The organism is Planctomycetia bacterium (genome assembly GCA_021413845.1).
Lineage (GTDB): Bacteria > Planctomycetota > Planctomycetia > Pirellulales > PNKZ01 > PNKZ01.
The window spans coordinates 1-21,066 of sequence record JAIOPP010000066.1 but is presented as its reverse complement, the minus strand read 5'-3'; the positions used below and the strand labels follow the sequence as shown (position 1 = coordinate 21,066).

At 59.8% G+C, this 21,066-nt stretch carries 13 protein-coding genes; 2 read left to right on the top strand and 11 right to left on the bottom strand.

The window, feature by feature from the left end; all coding sequences use genetic code 11:
* The coding region (locus K8U03_11770; GenBank protein ID MCE9605561.1) for an amidohydrolase at positions 1-559 on the bottom strand (559 nt) is incomplete at its 3' end.
* 567 nt (positions 560-1,126) lie between these two features.
* Positions 1,127-3,094: a metallophosphoesterase gene (locus K8U03_11765; GenBank protein ID MCE9605560.1), complete on the bottom strand. Its 1,968-nt coding sequence runs from the start codon at positions 3,092-3,094 to the stop codon at positions 1,127-1,129.
* 231 nt (positions 3,095-3,325) lie between these two features.
* Here K8U03_11765 and K8U03_11760 point away from each other — a divergent pair, with 231 nt between their 5' ends.
* A complete protein-coding gene (locus tag K8U03_11760) occupies positions 3,326-3,985 on the top strand; it encodes a hypothetical protein (GenBank protein MCE9605559.1) in 660 nt (219 codons plus the stop codon).
* Positions 3,986-5,616: 1,631 nt separating this feature from the next.
* Here the strand turns inward: K8U03_11760 and K8U03_11755 are convergent.
* The 9 genes from K8U03_11755 to K8U03_11715 all read right to left on the bottom strand — a co-directional run bounded on the left by K8U03_11755 (position 5,617) and on the right by K8U03_11715 (position 20,309).
* Entirely contained in the window at positions 5,617-8,040 is a 2,424-nt protein-coding gene (locus tag K8U03_11755; protein MCE9605558.1) for a hypothetical protein, read from the bottom strand.
* A 62-nt stretch (positions 8,041-8,102) separates the two neighbouring features.
* Positions 8,103-8,699: a hypothetical protein gene (locus K8U03_11750; protein ID MCE9605557.1), complete on the bottom strand. Its 597-nt coding sequence runs from the start codon at positions 8,697-8,699 to the stop codon at positions 8,103-8,105.
* 67 nt (positions 8,700-8,766) lie between these two features.
* Positions 8,767-10,116: a hypothetical protein gene (locus tag K8U03_11745; protein MCE9605556.1), complete on the bottom strand. Its 1,350-nt coding sequence runs from the start codon at positions 10,114-10,116 to the stop codon at positions 8,767-8,769.
* Positions 10,113-11,657 (bottom strand): hypothetical protein, encoded by a 1,545-nt coding sequence (locus tag K8U03_11740; protein MCE9605555.1) that lies wholly within the window; start codon positions 11,655-11,657, stop codon positions 10,113-10,115. The genes K8U03_11745 and K8U03_11740 overlap by 4 nt, the downstream gene beginning before the upstream one ends.
* A 112-nt stretch (positions 11,658-11,769) precedes the next feature.
* Complete coding sequence (locus tag K8U03_11735; protein ID MCE9605554.1) at positions 11,770-12,345, bottom strand: hypothetical protein; 576 nt, start codon at positions 12,343-12,345, stop codon at positions 11,770-11,772.
* 41 nt (positions 12,346-12,386) lie between these two features.
* On the bottom strand, positions 12,387-12,692 hold the full coding sequence (locus K8U03_11730; GenBank protein ID MCE9605553.1) for a DUF1580 domain-containing protein: 306 nt from the start codon (positions 12,690-12,692) through the stop codon (positions 12,387-12,389).
* Positions 12,693-12,851: 159 nt separating this feature from the next.
* Positions 12,852-13,721, bottom strand: coding sequence for a hypothetical protein (locus tag K8U03_11725; protein ID MCE9605552.1), 870 nt, complete (start codon positions 13,719-13,721; stop codon positions 12,852-12,854).
* A gap of 183 nt (positions 13,722-13,904) precedes the next feature.
* Entirely contained in the window at positions 13,905-15,074 is a 1,170-nt protein-coding gene (locus K8U03_11720; protein MCE9605551.1) for a site-specific integrase, read from the bottom strand.
* A 624-nt stretch (positions 15,075-15,698) separates the two neighbouring features.
* Complete coding sequence (locus tag K8U03_11715; protein ID MCE9605550.1) at positions 15,699-20,309, bottom strand: SUMF1/EgtB/PvdO family nonheme iron enzyme; 4,611 nt, start codon at positions 20,307-20,309, stop codon at positions 15,699-15,701.
* Positions 20,310-20,743: 434 nt separating this feature from the next.
* Between K8U03_11715 and K8U03_11710 the strand changes: the two genes are divergently transcribed.
* Positions 20,744-21,066, top strand: a 323-nt coding sequence (locus K8U03_11710) for a hypothetical protein (protein ID MCE9605549.1), incomplete at its 3' end; no start/stop codon positions are given.

The following is a 21,066-nucleotide window of genomic DNA, read 5'->3' as shown; positions in this document are numbered from 1 at the left end:
AATACTCGCGCGGATCGGCCGCGTGGATTAACACCGGCAACTTGAGCTCGCCGCACTTCGCCCAAAACGGATCGAGCCGCGGATCGTCGATCGTCAACAGCTTCCCTGCGCCGTCGCGGTTCGCCATGCCGAGATCCTTCCAGACTTTCACGCCGCGCACCCCCGCCCGCTTGGCGCTCTCGAGCTTGCGAACGAGCGTGTCGAAGAAGTCGGGCTGGGCGGAGTTGCGAAAGTCGGCCTTGAGGAACACCGCCAAACGGTCGGGATGCTTCCGTTGCAACTCCAACCACGCCGGCAACGTGCCGGGAGGGGAGTCGCCATCGAGCACGACGACCTTATCGACTCCCGTTCGGTCCATCACACCCAACTCGGCCTGCAACGCAGCCTCGCTTGCGAGCGCACCATGCCGATGGACGTTGACGACGCGATATTTCGTTCGATAGGGCGCGCCGGAATCAGCGGCGTTCGGCTCCGCGGCACCGGCTACATCGGCGAGCATCGCAGCTACGGTAAAAACCGCGATACTCGACACGAGGAATCGACCGGCGAGCGAATTCATCTGTGTTTACCCTGTGTACCGGCGGAACCGCACCGCGTAGTTTAGCCGGTTTCCGCTCGGGGTGCCGATCCGCCCACAGCGGCAAAAATAGTCGGTTCGCCGTGTGATCGTTTTCTTGCCGGAGGGCTTGCTCGGCACGCCCCCCGACCGCTTCGTCGCGAACATGCGAATGGATGTCCGCATAGAAAAAATCTTCGTCGACTATCTGCGGAACCAGCGAAGTTCGACGTCCGTGGCATCGTGTACTCGACGCGTAACCGCGAGGGCGCGCCGGTCGCGACGCCGCCGACGTGGGAGGAGTTAGCGAAAATGCACGGCCCGGCCGAGTTCACCGTGCCGAACTTGCCGTTACGGCTATCTCCCATGCGGCACGACCCGTGGAAAGGCTTCTTTGCGACCCGCCAACGGTTGACGCAGACGCTGCTGTCGGCGGCGGAGCGTTTTGCCTACCCTACGGTGCGAGCAGCGATGCGGTGAGCAGGCGGAGCGAGCATTTCATGAGGTCATCATAGGTTTGTGAGGCAAGAAGTTTTGCGGCCGGCCCCAAACGCGGACGGCCTCGGGCAACTATTTCGTGTCGACGGACTTCGGTTTCGCCCGGACGAACTGGCCGAAGTTCGTATTACGCACTGCGGCTTCCGCCGTACCGCGCCAGACCATTTGCAGAGGCTGGTCGGCCGGGTCGTCGACGTCGGTGAGAACCGGCGTCATCTGAAAGCTGTGCCAATACTCACTCTGATTTTTCACGAGCAGCTCGAGCGGAATCGCCGCCTCGACGTTCCAGCCGTTTGGCGTGCGTTGCTTGGCGAAGAGCACGGAGTCGCCCGCCCCCGAGCCGAGCTTCGGTGAGCCGCTAAGTGTCGCCGTTCCTTTTGCTGCCGGACTCAGTGCGGCGGCAACGGGCGCCGGAATCGAAAGCGTATATGTGCCGGCTCGCAATAAATTCTCGGCCTTGCGCGTCGCGATCCAGCGGGCATCAAATCGGAACTGAAGTTGGTCGCCTGCGACGACGGCGTCGTCCGTCAGTTGCGCGGCGACGTAGAGGTAGGCGTCGTCGTAAGCGGTCGTGAATCGCATCGCCGCGTCACCGACCCCTTGCCACTGCTGCGCCGCGCCGATCAGAAGCGGCTTGTCTCCGGTCGCCAACGACAATTCGCCCCACTCTGCGAGGTCGCCGTCGATTGCGACTTTCTCGGGAGCGCGCGGGCAGCCGTACTTTCGATCGATCACGACCGGGACGGTTCGTTCGACCGACAGCGGCCGCTCGTCGTCGAGCGAGCGAATCTTCGCGGTCAGCAGGGTCTCCGCCAAATGCGGAAACGCGATCTTCTCTCCGAAGCGAATCTTGACCGACAACTCTTGAGTCGCGCCCGGCGCGGCGATGAGCTTGAGGCCGTTGGGCTCGACCGTGAGGCCGCGGAGCGGCAAGCCTTCGATCTTCGCGGTCATCTCGACCGGCACGTCGTACGTATTGATCAAGCGGAGGTCGATCCGACCTTCGGAGAACCCTTCGTCCTCGTCGATCAAAATCGGTGCAATCTCGACGCGCGTCTTCGCGAGAAAATCGCGAAACCGCGCGATCCCCGTTTCCGTCACCGTATCGGCCGGCACGATCCCGTCGAGCAGCAGATTGACGACCGTCGGCCCCTCCTTCTCCATGGTCAGCCAGGCGACATGGTCGAACTCGCCGTAAGGGATTCCGCGCAGCTGCGAACCGCCGCCGGTCGTCGCGAGATGGTAGTACTTCATGCCGCGTCGGTCGTACTGCACGTAATGATGAACGTGGCCGGCGAAGACGGTGTGCGGTCGCTCACCGAGGAGCTTTTCGACTTGCTTCCAATTCGTCGTATCGGGATTGCCCGCGGCGAGCGCGCGTTCGGCGATCGTCCAGAGGGGCTTGTGGAAGAAGAGCAGCGTCCAGCGCGCTTCGGCGTTCTTCTTCAAGTCCGCTGCCAGCCACGCCAACTGCTGCGGACCGATTTGGTCGCGCGTGTCTTCGGAAGAGAGGCAGACGAAGTGGACCCCCTTGTAGTCGAACGAATACCACTCCGGCCCGAAGTGCTTGCGCCACATTTCGTGCATGACCGGGTTGCTGACGTCGTGATTACCCACGACGAAGAAGAACTTCATCTGCATCTTGCCGATGAAGCCCAGGAATTCCTTCCATTCCGCCTCGATCTCAACCGGGTCCGTCGAATAGCCTTCGATGAGATCTCCGACCGACATCACGAACGTCGGACGCAAGAGATTCAAGCGTTCGACCGCTTTCATCCAGATGCCGGGGCGATGACCGCCGGTGTTGTCGGTCATGATCGCAATCTGAAAGCGATCGGGATCATCGAGCAGCGGCTTGTCGGACCATGGCTTGGGGCCCTCCAAAGCCGGCAGGACGATGGCGCGGGGGTACTTGGGCGCGACTGTCTTATGTTCGCCGTCGTGATCGTGTCCTTCGTGGGCCAACGCGACGGCACTGACCGACAAGATCGTGAGGATCGCCAGCGACCTAGTCGAGAAGCGATAGTGGAAAGGAAGCATCGAGGGCTCTTCGAGGGGAGGCGGAAGGCGGGGGGCGACGACGGCACTGCGGAGGTCGTGATTATAAGGGCCGGATTCAATGGTCGCGACCGTCGAAAATGCTCAGCTTGCGGCGAGCGGCCTTGGGCGGCGCTGCGGGAAGAATTCGGTCGCCTCATAGAACGGGTCGACGCTCCGGATTATGCTCGGACTCACGCCTGCGACCTCTACGACTCCTCGGAACGCGCGACGATGCCGACTTCCACTGCCGACCAGATTCGCGAGGCCAAGGCTTGGCGAATCATCCAGAAGCTACGCAACTACTATCACCAAGGCAGCATAGCGAAAGCCTCATCTCAGCCGAACTCGCATTGGATGGAGCAATGGGGTGTCAGCGACGCGAGCGTCCGCAAGTTCAAAGCGTTCGCCGGGGGCTATTCGGACGCACAACTCGAAAGGCTCTGCAATCTCAGACGGAATAGCGGGCTCCCGTTCCATTGGGGGTACATCAGCTGTTTTCTGTCCGTTTCCAAGTCTGACCGTAAGGCACTGCAAGAGAAGGCCGCAGCAAAAAACTGGACGGTGGCGGAAGTCCAGGCGGAAGTGAAGCGGATCAAGACCAAGCGCAAAACGAAAACAAAAAGCAATCGAGGTGGTCGCCACCTCAAGCCGTTGATCGATCGACCGCGGACGTTGACGCGAATGGTACGTGACCTCAAGGCTTTGGATCGCCGTCTCCAGCAAGCGATCGAGAGTTGGGAGGGCCTCCGGCACGGAACAGCGGGTAACAGACAAATCGCTGAAATGGTCGCCGCGTTCGCCGAAGTCGCCGGATCGATCAACGCGAAGCTCAGGCGTCTGGAAGAAGTAGTAACGGCCGGCGATTGTGCAGTTAGAAGCCGAAGTCGCTGAGATTTCGCGTGTTCAGCGACCTGTGTCTGTCGTCTCGGTCGGCTCGGCGTAGGCGTCAGTTGCCGGAGTCGCATTTTCCGCCGTCGCCCCGGCCGGGTAGCACCGCCGGAGACGAGGGACACGGCAAGGGCTGTCGATAGAGTGCCGGTCGCAATCGGATCGGCAGGGAACTCCGTCCGGCCACTGCACTTCGAGGACATGGTCCCCTCTGACACCGACTTCGACGTAGCAATCGAAAGGGGAGGACCGATTTCTATTTATCGGACCCGACACATCCGGCGTCGCTTATAAGCGACTGGTCCGCGCTACAAAATCGAGCACGACGAAGGCGTTCGGCACCGCTCGATCGTTCCAGCTCACGGTCGGCGAGCGCCCTGTTCGTAGAAAGCATCGTGCGGCCAGGATCGCCCTCGAAGGGACTGAGATCGTCGCCGCCGATCGACGAGACGCTCATGACGAACAAGCCCCCGTGCAGACGTTGTTTTTGATCGCTCGCTGATGGGGCCTCTGACGTGGCGCCGGCGCGATCGCAACCGTGATGCAAAAATCCGGGGTGCCGGTTCACCGGGCAGAGGGAATGAACGGTCGGCGATTGCAGACACTCGTCGAGGAAGGCTTGCGATCGCTCAGGTGATTACGAGAGCGGTTGGTTGGATGGCCTTGTCGAGGGGGGGGGCAGCGATCCATCGAGCCCCGAGAGATCCCGACCCGATTCAAGTCGCCCGGCGAACGAATCCTCCAGGAGCTCGTAGGCGTCGCGGAGAACGCTCGGAGACGGATTGCTTACTTATTCGTGTCGGAGCTCTCGGACGTCGAGCAGGACGACGTGGAGTGCCTTCGGCGGCTCGCGATCGCTGCTCGTGACCTGGAAGCTGTTCGTCGAGGGTTGCAAGCGCGCCTCGCAGGGTAGTCTATCTCTCCACTCTGCCCATTAGCCCTGTGTAGGAGAAGAACCCCTAGGACTTCTCCTACCACATGGGCATCTATAACGTAGTTATTAAGAACTAAAGTTACTTCTGTGGTGGTCCGCCATCTATACTACGTATTAAGAACTAAAGTTCCACACGAGTGGTCGGTACTGCGACGTTCCATCTATACTACGTATTAAGAACTAAAGTTACGTACGATACCGTACTGCAATAGGAGCGATTACCGAATTCTCCACGACGACGGAAAATGCTGCGTCGTTACGGTGTCGTAGTCCACGACGTGCTTTCGATGATCGTCGCCCCGACGACGATGTACCCGATGGCGCAGGTAACCGGCTCGCGCCGCGCAACGAAGTTGCAACCGGCGACCTACGTTGCTCGAACGCACTCGCTGCTGAGCGCGCCGCCAGCCGCGCTCCATAAGGAGGGCTTGGGGGGCTCTCGACCGTCAAGGCGACGTAAGTCCTTATGCCTCGACGTCGGACCTCGAACTTTCGCTGGAAAACGGCGGTTTGCCCACGATGCCCGCTGACTTTTGACGTCAGTGTCGATGCCCCAAACCGAAATGAGCGGCTGAACGGCACGTGGTCACGTCCAAACAGGCCGGAACTTGGAGTATCGAATCGGCTTCGCCATTGAGCACGAGATTCTCCAGCTTTCGCAAAATCGCCGAGTTGTCAGCGACGCATGCGGAAATCGTGTCTAGTCGAGGCCGAACGTGCTCCGCTCATGGCCCAATAAGTGACCTGCGAACAGAATGATTTTCGAGTCGCCTCCGGCACGCCCGAACCAGCGGGCCATATCGATCAGAATCGTGCGGATCGGCTCATTCGAGCTCGGTCCGAAATCACCGCGGCGAGCGAATAGATCCTGAAAGTAGCCGGTCAGGACGTGCGGCGCCCAAGGCCGCAGCGACCGGATGTCACCCGTATACCACTGGGTCTTGAGGAGGAGCCAATCGGACTCCGCACGAGGAATCGTTTCATCGGCGGGCAACGGCACGATCGCGTTCTTGGTGCGGGTGTCGTCGAGCCACGCTTCTCGACAGGCCGGCCAGCGGACCATTCCTTCGGTGTTCACGAACGCAGGCCAGCCATGTCGTGCCCCGTCGGCGGTGACCAGCTTCATGAACCGTGCCGGGGGGCAAGTTGGGGCGATAGGAACCTCACGGCAACCTAGGTATCCCGCGGCTTCGCCGCCGACGATTCTCGCCCCGTCACCGATAAGTCCGATCGCACGGGGCCGCCAGCCGCCGAAAGTCGCCAAGACGTTGTGCGCGATGCAGGCGACCATGGCCCAAAAGATCCGCTGCTCGCGGAGCTGGTCACCAAGCAGGCGGAGAGCGTCACGGGTGAGACGGCGCGGAGGATCGAAGTCCGCAGCTGGAGCATCCATCGAGATGAAAGGGTCCTCGGTGACCTCGATTTTGCCCCCCAACGCGATCGAGAACTTCCGCAGGTGCAGTCGCGTCCCGCCGCGCACGCCGACGACATCGGCCTGCGGGACAAGCCGAGGAGGCTGGATCGCCGTCGCGACGGCGAAGGCCAGGGCGTTGACCTTCGGTTTGGCCTGCAGCTTCTTTTTGCCGGATTTCTTCAACACTTCATTCAGGACGGTCACGAGCCCGCGTTTTTGGATTTTCGTTAGGGGCTCATCGAATTCGATCACCTCCTGATCCGGTAGCCGAAGGCGCCCTTTCGCCAATTCGGAGCCATCGGCCAAAGTCAGGATCTCATCGACCCGAATTTGGCCGTCCAACTCACGCCGCTTGGTGGCGTCATCGAACCAGCCGTCGGCGTACTCCACGATCGTCCCTTTTTCGGTTTCGGTGCGGAAGCAGCCGGCGAGGGTATCCGGCACGGAGCGAAGTCGTCGTAATAGCGGCTCGCGCGACTGCTGAAGAAGCCGATTGTGTACATCACCGGGCAACTGCAGACCGTCGAGAAAGGCCGCCGCTTCAACGCGGGGCAAACGCATCAGTTCAAGACGAAGTGCCGCATCCCACGGGATCGCTAACCGCCGCAAATCGACCAACAAGTCGTACGGCCGCATTCCCTCAACCTGTTCGGCCGTGAGGTTGTTGACGAAGAGGCCTTGGGCTCGACAACACTGCTTCAAGCATGCCATTCGATTCGCGGCATGAGGCGACCAGAAGACCAGCTGCCGAGGAGCCAAGCACCGGAAGACTTCGTCCGAGGCGCAGTTTTCGTCGGCGTATGCGCCGAAGATCGGCAGCGCCGACATGCAGTGGCTGAGTGCGTGGGTCTGCAACTCCGCGGCGAGCACGGCATCGTGCACGATGAACGCCCAACCGCGGAAGTTCGGCGACACGGAACCGAGCGAAAGCGTCAGCATCGCCAACCCGGCTTCGCGCACCGCGTGGTTCCCCGGCGCGTGCGGGATGGCATGAAACAGACTTTTGGCGGCGGAATCCTCTTCAGCAGGCTGTCGGAAGTAGAACCCACTGATCCGGCCGGGGAGATCCTCGAAGGCGATCGTCGTGAAATTTCCCCAGTCGGCACCGGTGAAGATCCGGCTGGCACCGGCGCCGCTTCCGCGCCGCTTCGTCCGAATCCCATCACGGTTCAATCGGTTTTGAAGGGCTACCGAACCCGGATGAAAAAGTGCTTCCACTTCACGAGCGTTTGCGACTCCGGCGATGCCCATTGACTCTCGCTCGTGCCCTTGGCAATGGTCGCGGAAAACGTCTAGTTGCCAGTCGGTGAGATGTTCAAGACTCCGAATCGACAAATCTCGCAACGCATGGCGCCAGAACGCGGCGATCTTACGGCGGTAGCCGACGTGGTCGCGCATGTAGCGGCCGATGGTCTTCGACGACATGTCGGTGTCGATGATGCCGGCCTCGCCGAGCGCGCGAACGGTTTGCCAGATGTTCCGGCACGTGATCCTCGCCGTCCACTCCAGCGGATCGCCGGCAAACCGGCAACTCGAGCAAGAGGCCCACTCGCCCGCGACGTGGGGATCCTCGTAAACCTGCCAGGTCGGTTTGCGGCAAAGCGGACAGGCGGAGTGACTCTCGCCCGCCCCCTCAATCGCCACCGGCCAGTGCGTCCGGACCTGCGAGAACTTCAACTCGCGCACGATGCTTGTCGTTTTCGTACCCATGGAATTCCTTTCCGATTCAGTAGTGGTATCGAGTCCGTTGCGATACCGCGGCGGTAGTCAAATTACGGAACGCGGGGATCGGCAACATCGGCATGGAACGCCGGCGGCTCGCCGATCGATCGCCGAACCGTCGTCGGTGCTAACCGACAGCCCGTCGGTAAGACTTCGATGCTTGCGTCGACTGTGGGAACGATCGAATCTTCCAAGAAGCTCAACTTGTCAGGACCGAAGCAATCCTTAACGGATTCCCAAGTCAACTTACGTGACGTGAACGTATTTCTTTGGACGTCGAGCGGGCCGGGTTCCACAGTTGCGCCGGAAAAAAACTTGGCGTTGAGGTTGTATTCCAAAACCTCCAACGCTCCGGCCAACGGTTTCAGCAACACCAGAGCTGCGAGTTCCGCCTGGGAGATGTTCCCCAGAGGCCGGTAATACGCCGCCAGGAAACCATGCGCGTCATCCGAGTTCCAACCGCAAGCTATACAGGTGGCTTGAAGATAGAAGGACGTCGGACACGGCATCCCCGGGGGAGTGAATTTGACGTCCCGCGCCGAACAAGCCGGGCAAAGCCCTTGCGCGAGCTTGGCGAACACGGTGGGCAAATCGACGCGCGGAAGCGTCTCAGCTTGACCAGTTGGGGTAGGGGCAACGGACGACATACAACTCTCCTACAACATGGTGACGGTGGTGATAAGACGGTCGTAAAAAGGTCCGCCGCCCGGGGTTTTATGCCCGGGCGACGGCGATGGATGCCGCCCCGGTGGGCGGAACGGTGTTGTCGCGGAGCGCAACACTGCCATAGGGACAGAGACCATCACGGTCTCCGGATTCCCCAGGAGCGACGGAGGTGTACCGGGACCATTGGCGGATCCCGGTCAGAACAGCCTGTTCCCACTCCCCGTCACTGATGCCTGTCTCCCCTAATCCCGTCCGGACCGTCAATTGACGGATCCGTTCCAGGATCGGGAAAGACGACTCCACGTTCACGAAGGCCGGTACTTGGGCCCCGAGCCATGACAGAATGCTCGGTCCTGCTTGTCGTCGTGGGTGCGGAGACGAATGTGCCTCCGTTAAGCTCTCTCTGAGCTTGACCCAACTCTGCGGCAGAATGGAAAATCTGATCCTCCTTTCACTGTCCATTTGCACGAGGAAACCGAGCAGTTTGAGCCCGGCTCCCTGACGACGTAGGTCGACCAGCTGTCCCGTGCTTTTCAGCTCGAGACCGATCGGTCGCAGCAGTTGGGCGACTCGTTGCCTTACGGCACTGCCTTCGGACGCGCTTCTGACTGCGCTCGCCAAGTTATCGACATAGCGCAGGAGAAGCGGATTGCCTTGGCCGGCGGTATGAAACGGCCGATCCAAGTGCGCGGTGAGGAGCAGGTTCAACATGTCGGGGCTGAGGGGATTGCCCTGCGCGATGCCGACCTGCTCGTGGTTGTGCGTGAAAATCATTTCGATCAGCGCCCGGAGCTTCGGCTCTGCGACGATCCGCGGCAGCAAGGGCCGCACGTCGGCGAAGCGGACGTAGTCGAATGCCTTCAAGATGTCGTCCTCGAGCACGAAGGGCTTGTCCGACAGGATTTCGGCCTGCAGTCGGGCCAGCTTGTCGAGACGCGAAAGACCCGGACGGTTGCCGAAGGAGGTCGGACAGGAAACGGCCTCCAGCGGGCCGAGGATCTCACGGTGAATCGCTCCGGCGATGACCCGGTCCACGATGGTTTGAAGCCGCAGCACGCGGTTCCCGCCGCCCGTCTTCGGGATCGAGCAGCATCGCACCCCAGACGGCCGATACGTTCCTCGGCGAAGGGCTGTGGCGACCTTTCTGAACACGTCGCCGATCTCCGCGAGGCTGAAGTCGTGGTAAGTCAAACGGTCGATTCCTTTACCGTGACCGTTGTTCGCCCGCATCTCGAAAAACACGCGCAGCAAGTACTCGGCGTTCGTCGCTCTCAACCACGGCGTCGTACCGAACTCGATCAGCGAGCGGTGTGCGAACGTCGGGACTCGGTAAGACTCACCGGGAAACCTCGGGTCAGCATCCCAGCGACGTTTCGGAAGACCATACTCGTAACTCATTGAAGGTCCCTCCGATGCGGCGCGTCGCGAAAGCGGCGCGCAGCGGCCGCGATCGGGTCCTCGCCGACCCCATGCCAGCCGAGATCGCGATAACGCCGGTCTCGACGGCGCACCATCCGCGCCAGCGAGTCACCGGCTTTATCGCTAACATCGATGAGGTAGAGCGGCCGCTGATCGGGACGGGTGGCCGCAAGCTGGTCCAACGTCGGCGTAAATCCCTGATCGCCGGCACCGGCCCAGACGACCGCGTCGACCGTCGCGAAATCGACCTTCTCGGCGTCGTCGACCGAGAGCAACAGGCACTCCGCGTCGTTCTCGATCTTCAACGGATAAAGCCCGAAGCCCCACGAACATGGCGGCGGAGGTGGCGACTGTCGCTCGTTCCTGAGCACCTGCTCGTGCTCCGGCGCTGACATCAACAAGACGGTGCGAAGCGGCCGATCGGCCGGTAGCTTGAGTTGACGCCGACGATCTGCGCCGGAGCGCGACGACAGAGCTCGAACGAGACCGATCAACCGCCGATTTCGGGGGCCGTTGCGCCACATTCCATGTCGCCAGATCGTCACTGCGTGTTGTTCGGACGCCTGTTTCAACGTCGGCGCGTCGGCGTGGTCGATCCAGGCCGTTTGCACGGGCCGCGCGGTTCGTTCGTGATCGAGGACCGTAATCCGATTCAGGCCGAACGTCGCCACGACGCGATCGGCGTTACGAGGTGCGATCCAACGTCCGGAGGGCGAGAACGCGAACAGTCGCGCCTGTCGACAGGCCAAGATCACGTCTTGCGATCGGTCGCCGGCGGCATGCTCGGCATCGAGGAAAAGCAACAAATTCACATGCTCGAGACCGAGCACGTCATCTGCGGCGCAGGTGCCGGCCGGAGAGACCGTCGTGCGCACGACCTCGGGGTGGAATTCCGCACTGTAAAGTCCAAGGTCGCCCCGGACACCGACGCAGAGGCGTTGGAGCTTCACCGTCGTCGATCGCCCGGCTAGCTCAGTGACGTCCCAGCCTAGTGCGCGAAGAGCTTGGCTCATTTGTCGGCGTTGACGGTAGCTCGAAGCTACGATGAAGATCCGGGCCTCGGGAAAGGCCTCCGCGATGGCAGAGATCGCCATCGCACGATCGACGTCCGCCGCGTAGCCGATCACGCCGCCGGGGTTGGCTGCGATGAACTCAGGGATGGCGGCGTACGGCGCTGCGTGGCCCTGGACGCCTTCGATCGTTCTTATTCGGCCGATCGGCCTCGGCACGAAGAACGGCTCCTGTCGCCCGGTACGAGACAGAATCATGTACCGGACGATGGCCTCCAAGCCGATCGTCGCGCGATTGGCCGACGTATCGTTCTTCGCGAGCGACCGCTTCGGCGGTCGGGCATCGCTCAGCAAATCGAACCATGCAGGCCGAACCGCTCGACTTGCCCTGGGGCCGCCTGAAAATTCGAGGCACTTCGACCGAATTTCCGGGATCATCGCCGACAGGCGGGAATCCATGCGCAATTGCTGGCCGTCTCGCGACAGCGATGGCGGATAATGCTGATTCATGCGTGCTTCCGTTCTCGATCAAACCGATTTCTATTTATCGCATATGGACGCGTGCTTATGAGTTTTTCAGCGACAGGTTCACGGACCGTCCGTCGCGTTCAAGCATGGCGAGCTAGAGCTCAATTGCGCGGTTAGCGGCGGTAGGAGCGCTGAGCTGGTCGATGGCGCGACGCAGCTCTTCGCAACTGAGGTTTTCTCCGACAATCCGTTCGATGAGGTCGCGACGATCGTTCGCGTGTTCGACGTGAACGAGGAGGCGCAGATGCGCCCACGTCATCGGGGATCGGCGAATGAGAACGCCGAATTCCGGCAAGTTGAATTTCTGCACCAACGCGAGTGCCTCGACGAGATATTCGGCCGAGATCCCAAGGGCCGCGGTCACAACGTCGAATTGATCACAGCGAATCGCCCAGCCGACCTGCGGCGGGGGACTTTCGAGCGTCGATTGCACGAACATGCCCGCTTGATAGGCGGCTACCATCTCGGCCTGCGTTTGCTTGTCGAGGATCTCGTGCATCGACTCATAGTTGCGGGCGATGCCCGGCGGCAGCCCGGCGATCAACTCACCGACTTCGGCGGATGGCGCACGGCTACTCGGCAAGAGCGCAAAAATCTCCGGCGATCCGCTCGCGGTTCGTGGAGTTCTCGGAGTTCTTCGCGTGGATTTCAGTTTCGGTTGATTTGCCATTTACGGCTCCTTGGGAGAGAAAGATGCAGCGACAGTGAGAATTAGCCAAGCAGACGGTCGAGCGTTCGATCCACGGCAGCAGGAACGGCGCGAGGAAGTGCCGGAGACGACGGCACCGGCGATTCCAACGCCGTTAATGCTGCCATGAAGCGCGCCAGGGCCTCTCGGCTCGTGCAGCGAGTGCCGCCGCACTGGACGCTCTCCAAGATCACGCCGCGGCAACCTGCTTTGGTCCAGCGATAAATGCACGACAGGCTCGGACGTTTGCTTTGCCTGCGACCGGGCAAGAATTTGGCTTTGGCTGCGGCCGCAAGGGACAGCAGCTCTTCGACAAGGGGATCGATCATTCGTTTTCACTCGCAACGACACGAGACGACTCGCGACACTGTTGCAATTAAAAGCGAAGACTTCTTGCTGAATAAGGGGACGGAAGAGGGCTCATTTAGGGCCTCGACTGCGACCGATGCCATGTATGACAAAACGGTGAACAATCGCCCGGAAAGACGCTATTTCCAGTCATCGTCGCTAGGCATTGCGTCTGGGCGGTAATACCCGAGACCGCGTTTATGAGCCACAAGACTGCACTCTAGAAGCTCCGGCAGGCCATTTTTTTTACGCAACCGTTTTTCGTCCCCGCGACTCACGGTTGCGGCCAGTTCCTTATGCGACAACGCCCGATGCTTGAGGGCCCTTAGAATCGAGCGCTGAAACTTTTGCAGCACGAGCGATGCTTTCGAGGTCTCTTCCCGTTTTAGAGCCGCTACTTGCTCCTTCTCGATCGACTCCTCCAGCCTGAGAATGCCGACCTCGATTCGATTCCACTCGGCAAGTCGAACCGGTAACGAATCGAGCCACGATTGCTGCGTCGAAGATTTCGGAAATAGATCCGTTTGTCGGATACCGATCGCTTTCATGAGCCGCTTCAGTGTCTTGAGATCATGCCAGTCCCAAGCGCGTCGCGCCTGCAGCTCCCTACCCGGATGCGGCGGATCACCTCCCTCGCCGTTGATGATCTCTTTTCCGAGCTCGAACCAATTCGGCGCGGAGCTCTGAAGTCCCAGCGATGTCGTCCACGAAAGGATGATCGAGTCAGCCATTTCAATCTGCTTAGTACAGACATCGCAAAATTCGTCGGTAAGATCGATTGATCGCCTCGAGGAGCGCTCAAGGAAGCGGATAGCCACAGTGAATAGTCTCGACAATGATTTGCGATCTGCAGGTGGAAGACCTGCGAACCGCAGCCATTGAGCGGCGTCGGTCAAGCGAACGAATATCCCGTACGTTGTCTTGGTGTCTAACGAAATTTGAGCGGCGCGGCGGGCCTGCTCCAGTCGGACTCCGAAAACGTAAGCGCGCACTTCTTCAAGTGAAGGCATGAGGGCACCATTAAGAGCTGGGTCGTCGTCCGCCGCAACCACAAGGTGCGGCAGTTGCGGCGGAAGACACGTCGAAGATCAGCCGACTGACCCGTGGTGAGGTCGTTTCGCTTTCGATTATCTCAGAAAGTCGGAATCCGTCTATTTTCCGATTCGGGAACGAAGCGATTCTTGGCAAAGGCCTCAGCCGATCAGCGCCATGACGCTGACGGCCTTGGCACGATCGAGCTCGGCATAGACCTCCGTGACGGTCGCCGACTTGTGCCCGAGCACGACCTGGGCCGCATCGAGGCCGAATTCCTTCCGGACACGGGTCGCGCACGAGTGCCGCAGTTGATGCGGGTGCCAGTGCGGTACGCCCGCCTTGCGGATCCCATAGTCGATCGCGCGGCGATACGAATCGCGATCGTACCGGTCTCGTTCCGTTTTCTGCGGGCGCATTTTGCGTTTGCGCCGAGCCTGACTCGGCGTCATCGGGGTCTTGCGATTTTGCCGTCGCACCGCGTTCCGTTCCGCCTCAGCCTCCCCGGGACTGAAACAGTACGCCTCCGCCGCACGCAGCAGCCACGGCGTCAGAATCTCCTGCGATCGCTTGCCGAGGCATATCTCGCGAGTGTGCCCGTGGTACGCCGTCTTGTGCTTGGCCGGACGGTAGACCCAGACCTCGTGCTCCCGGTCGATGTCGCCCGGCCGCATCAACACGACTTCTCCCGGCCGCATGCCGGTGAGCCGCTGCAGTTCGATCATGGCGGCGACCTGTCGCGAGACGAACGGCAGGACCGGATCGACATCTTGATCGCCCACCGGCAAGACCTGCTTCGACTCCGGCGCCGCGGAGCGGCCGAACTTGAGCGGTGCGACCGCTTGCAGCCCGTACAGCACGCTGGAGGGGACCAGCTCATTCTCGACGCCCCACTTAAAAATCCGGCGGAGCCGATTGACCCGCTGGTTGATGTGTCGACGAGAGAGCCCCTGGTCGATCATCTTTTGTCGGACCGCCTTGAGGGCCAGCGGGCCGAACTCGCGGACGGGGATCTTAGAGTAGAGCTCGCGCAAGGGACGGATCGCATCCTTCATGCAGGTGTACTCGCTCGTGACCTTCCCCTCGCAGACGTAGTACGTCTGGGCGAAGTTGAGATAGGCGACGAGCAGTTCCGCGACGCTTAGCGCGCCACACTCGACCGTGGTCGGCAGCTGCCGGCCGTTGGCGAGCCATTCGGCGATCAGCCGATCGAACTCCGTGCGACTTGCTTGGGACTTCCAAGGGCCGAGGTAGAAGTCCCGGCCGTTGAGGGTGACGACGGCTTGATCGGACGGCTTGTGGCGCCGATAAGTCGGAAAGGGGGCGGTCATGATGGGCTCCGAGAAAGCGGCGCCCCGGTAATTACCGGGTGCTAGCCAACTTCCGAGCCGCACCGCCCGACGCAGGCGGGTGTCCTAAGTCTAGGACTCAGCGTCAGATAAAGCGAGTACACCCTAGTGGGCTCGAACCACTAACCTTCGGTTCCGTAGCTTGCGACGACAATTTGTTGCAACCTCATTACTAGTCAAGAGGTTACAACGAAAGTCATGACTGCGTAACGCTTTGATTTCTCAAATCCGTTTCGGTTGTTTGAAGTAGTTTTGCGCCGAAACTACGTGAAAGGACTCCCTTTTTGAGAATTCTCAAATCGTCAATTCGCACGGCTCTTTCCCGAGATACCAAATGTCCAAATAGAAAAATGGTGAGCGACAGGCGGGTTGAGAATACCGAAACCCCCGCAATTGGGTCTGGATCAAGGTCTCTGACAAGTTGTACAGCTTCCGTTCGATTCGTTCACCCAGCACGAAGCGGTGATTCCGAGCGAACTTGCCTGTGTGATGACATGACCAGAGGATCAGGTCATACGTCTTCGTAATGACGACCCGCTCCTCGGCCTGTTTCCGATGCGTCATTCAAATCCACGGGGCAGTGTACAGAAGCTCTCAAGGTGTTTTTTAATTTCGACGCCCTACTGGCGTAGGTGGTAAAGAGGTAAGGGGGAGAATCGGTAAAGTCCTCGCCGCACGGAACCCGCCGTCGGAGAGTTGACGGTCCGCCCGCACGTTGGCGTAACGGTGGGCAAAACGCACGTCCAACGCAAGATTGAAGAACGAGCCGCCACGCAAGACACGGCTGGCATTGTCGACTAATTCGGACAGGTCTTCCGGGTCAGTAGTCGCTTTCCCATCGCTCGTCGTTGTAGACGGCGAGGTCCTTAACTTGGTCTGCGTCCACTCGTTGAGATTCCCGTGCATGTCAAACACACCCAGGTCGTTCGGCTTGAGTCTCGCACCTAAGTTGGCTTGTCTCTTCAATGAGTTGTTCAGATACCAAGCGTAGCGATCGAGCAGCTCGACGGGGTTCCCGAAGGAATACTCGGTTTCAGACCCGGCTCGACAAGAGAATTCCCACTCCGCTTCGCTGGGCAGACGATAGCCCGTTCGTTGCAAGTAACCTGGGGCCATCTTCATCCCCGCTTCGTACTTGCCTTGGTCGTTCGGTACATAACACCACTGATCCTGCGGGATTCCTTCCTGCTCGCTCAGCCAGTTACAGTAGGCCGCCGTATCGTACCAAGAAACCCACCTCGCTGGTTGGTCCTTGACTGTCGGGGCAGTGTTAGTAGCCGCTTGGCGAAACCGGCCAAATTGTTCCGCCGTGACTTCCTTGATGCCGATTGCAAAGTTGCGACCAAGCTGCATCTTTTGCCGTTGCGTACCCTCGCCGATCCAGAACTCGCCCGGGTCGGGTACGATCGCCATTGTCTGACCCTGCCGATTCACGTACCACTGCCGTTCCGGTTCCACTTTGCCGGTCGCCAACTCCTTGTCGATCATCGGCAGTTCGTCCGCCGCTTGCCATTGTCGCAACAACCATTCGGCGGCACCGTGCAGGCCGGGATCGGGATCATTTCGATAGATCGGCAACAGTTTAGTTAGAAAACTCCGTTGTTCCCCCGCCGACAAACGATCCACTCCATAATTGCCGAGGCTCAGCAAGATGGCTCGCCGTATTGATACGTCGGGCTCTTGTTCCAGCCGATCCATTAAGACCTTCGCTTTCACACCGCCCGGTGCAATGCGGTCGATCAAAAAACTGCGGAGCGTCGTGTCGGTGCTGTGACGCAGCAACGGCCAGACCTGTTCACCACGGCCCATCAGCAGCAAGGCCACGCCCACGTTGGCTTGTCGTTTCACCACGGCAATCGAGGCGTCTGAGGAAGTATCGGTGACCTTTTCAGCCAGCACCTTTTCCAGTGGGGCGAAGGCCTCCGGCTGATTACGGGCAAAGGCCTGATACAGATTGGCGGACACCCCCCGCTCCGAGGCGGTTCGCTTTTCATCTTCCAAGAAGGCCGTTAATGGCGGCAACAAGAACTTGGCTACCGGCTGTAAGGCTTCGGTCCAGATGCCGAGCACCAGCGGATTCTGCACGACCAAACGAGCGGCCACGTCGCCGCTAACCGACTCCCAGCGAGGGTCGTCGGGCGTGTAGCGTGCCAGGGCCGCTGCCGCTCGCAAGCGAACGTCCGGGTCGGTCGCTTGATCTTCCAGCAGGCTCCAGAGTTTCTCGCTGACGACCGCATGTTGGGGGAGAAGAGCGTCTCGCACCACGGGGAACTGCTGCGGCGTCACGACGAGTATCTGTTTCCGCAGGTAGTTCACTTGGCCTGCATCCACCGGCAGTAACGCCAGGGCCATGTGCAACCGCTTTGCGGAATTCTCGTCGGCCTCGGCAAGTTGTTTTTTGAGCAAGGGATCCGCCCAGGTGCGATACTCGGCGAGGCTGCTCACGAGCGACGGCACTTGGGCGATGTCGGCGTTCAGCAAGCCGTCCACCAACCCTTCGGCTCGGGTGTAGTTTTGCTCTTCGACGACGGCATTGCGAACACTCATGCCCGTCAAGCCAGCGACAACGAGTACCGCCGCCACGATACCCGAGCGTAGCCCTTGAACTCGTGATGACCTTTGCATCATCTTCCGCTGCGGTTCAGTCCAGTGCTTGCGGTCGGTCAACAACTTAATGTTGAGGAACTCCCCCAGCGACGGCAGGTTGCGGTTTTCCGGCTTAGCGTTCCAGTGGGCCGAGCGTTCGGCAAGTTTCAATTCGGCTCGACCTCGGCGGGCCTCTCGTTGCTTGCGAGTCAGCCACTCTCGCAGCGACGGCACCAGATAGTCGTGCGTGAGTTGGTAGTATTTCAAGTTCGGGTTGCCGTCCGAGTCGGTGGCAAAGCCTTCCGGGTCGGTTGGTGTGATGAGCCGTAGTTCGCCGTCGAGAATGCGAAGCAGTTCAGTGAAGTCTTGACGGCGATCCTGATAGCCCGCCGCCTCAAGCAACTCGGCATGGGATCGCATGTGGCCCTTGATGTCGGTGCCGACCTCGGGGAGCAACGACTTGAGAACTCCCCGGGCCGCTTGTTGATGCAGCCGGTGCCGGGGATTGGCCGAGCGAGAACTAAACGTCTCTTCCAGGAAGTTGACGCCGATCCCGGCCGTGCCGCCGACTTGCTCCAACGTCGCAGGAACCCACGGTTTGCCTTTGACCATTTCGGCGAACAACGACAACCGAACCGAGACTACCTTGCCGTCTTGGGCTAGGCCGTTGGCGACGGTGCGGAGAAACCGCTTTTCGTCGTCTGAAAGGTTACTCAATTGAGCGGGCAACCTGCCGAACGCTTGGCCGAACTTGATGAGTACCTTTTCAGCGTGGTCGATGTCGAACAAATCGACCAAAGCAATGTTCCGACCTTGAAGTAATTCGACTTCCACATCGTTCATGAACCGGCTGGCGGCCAACCAGAAATCGTCCCGTACCATGACGACCGCTTGCACTCGTCCGCCGTCGCACTGCCGTAAGGCATTGACCAGTTCGGTGTCTTGCTCGCCTCGATGGGCATGGAGCCACTGCTCGAACTGATCCAAGATAATGACGACCTTGGAGCCGCTACGACGCCGGAGGGCGGCAAAGGTTGCCACCAATCCCAGTTCACCCGTCAGGTCCGGCACCCGTTTTCTCAGTCCTCGTAAAATCCTGATCTCGGTCTCGTCGGGCGTGGCCTCGACATAGATGGCGATGACATCTTGGGAAAGCCGGGGCAAGAGTCCGGCTTTGACGAGCGACGACTTGCCGCAACCCGAGGGGCCGTAGAGCAAGCCCACGCTGAAAGTTCGGTCGGCATCGGCTTCTTCGAGCCGAGTTTTCCAGAACTGGATACTCTCGGGCAGTCCTGCTCGATTTCTGGGGTCGGGCAAGAGGTCGAGGAAGAAATCCGCATCGTCGGCGTCGAACGAACGCAAACCCTTGGGAACGACTTGGAATTCTTGATGAGGCTGCTGCGGACCCTGCTGCCACTTCGATAAATCATCGGCGAATTCAGCGGCCGTCGAGTAACGGTCGGAAACACGTTTGGACAACGCTTTCAGGCAAATCCGTTCTAACTCGGCGGGGATAGAACTTTCGAGTTCCCGAGGCGGTGCCGGATCGACGGAGATCGCCTGATGCCAAAGCTCGTTGCTCGTGCTGCCACGGAACGGACGCTTGCCGGTCAGCAATTCGTACAACACGACTCCCAAAGAAAAAATATCGCTCCGACCATCGAGTCGGTGGCCTTCTCCCCGAGCTTGCTCGGGACTCATGTAGGCAGGCGTTCCAGCGAGTCGGCTATCTCGCAGATAGGCTTCTTCGCTGATCGCCAAACCGAAGTCGGCCACGTAAGGCAAGTCCGGACCGTCTTCGATCAGGATATTGGCCGGTTTTACGTCCCGATGGATGAGACGCTTCTGGTGAGCATGGTGAAGTGCCTGGGCAATCGTCGCAATCCATGTCGCCGCCACCGAAACCTTCGGCCGATCTCGTTTGATTCGCTCGGCGAGATTACTTCCCTCAATGAATTTGGACACGATGTAAACGGAGCCATCGTCGGATCGTCCTACGTCGTAGACCGGAACGATATGCGGATGATTCAAACCGGCGACCGTGCGAGCTTCGGCCAAATATGCTTCGGCGTCTTCCGGTTTTTGGAATCGTTCCGGGGTCGGCACCTTAACGGCGACCTGCCGACGGAGTTCATCATCGAATCCCAACCAGACTCGTCCGAACGATCCCTGACCTAATAGTCGAATAAGCCGGTATCGACCGATTCGTTCCTCGATGTGAGTTGACTGGTCTGATAACGACTCGGTTGTAGTCAGGTCGTGATCTTCTTGATGTCTTTCCGAAAGGAGTTTCAGCAATTTGCTTTTAAGAGACTCACCAAGATCGGCGAACCGAGACGTGAACTCGTCGATGTCGGGCGTGGTCTCGCCATCCCGACGAGCCTGAAATTCACCGATCGCCAGTTGCAGTTTTAGCTCGGGATCGACCGCCAGTTCCGGCAGTTTGGAAAGATAGTCTTCGACCCGAAGCGGATGGTTTGTATGCCAACGCTTCCGCTGATCGCAAAGCAACACTCCGAGCCTTTCGGAAAGCAAGGCATCCGCACGCTTCTGTAAGAAGTCGAAAACGTCAGGCGTGGAATCATTGGCCTCCCACAAGGCGGCGAACTCGTTAGCCAATCCGACGTTCATATTCCGTCCCGTGGCGGGTCGTGATGCGTCGCCATTTTAGCCACGGCGAAGCGGCATTGCGAACGGAAGACCTGTCCCGAACTAATGCTGTTTCATTCGGGCGAGCGCAGGAACCGAACGACGAATGTCATTCACCGGATCGCCCAAATATCGCATTCGACATGAGGATGAGGTACTTTTTCGACGGCAGACTGAGTCCTCGTCGACTTGGGATCGATGGGCCTCATTTGGTCTCGATTCGATCGACATCGTGCCATGCTGCCAAGATAAGCCTGATCGAATAAACTGAGCGGATCGTCCGAAGGATCTGCGAGGGAAGTTCGATGCGAGTACCGGTTGAGAAAATCCAAGCGGCAATACTGCATCCGGAGCGAGAGGTTCGTAACGACGCCGTCTATTACTTCGCCCGCTCCCGTTCGCCCGATCCGACGATCATGCCGTTGGTGATCGAAGCCGTCGCTCGGTTCGGCCTTGAAGCCTTCATCTCGTTCTCCTTCCTCGACCACCTCCTGCAAACCGGCGAATCTCTGAAGTGGATGCTTCAGGAGATCGAGCGGATCGGCCGGGCGGACGAAGGTCGAGAAGCATCATATCTTCAGTCCCTTCTTCAGGGCCTTGCCCATGCTGATCCGACACTACTGAAGGAGCACAAGTCCGAGATCCAAGTGACGAAAGAAATCGACGACGCCGTTCGGGAGGCCGTCAAGTTTCGCATCAATCTCAGCACTCTCGATCCCGTCGCTCTTTGGCGAGCGTT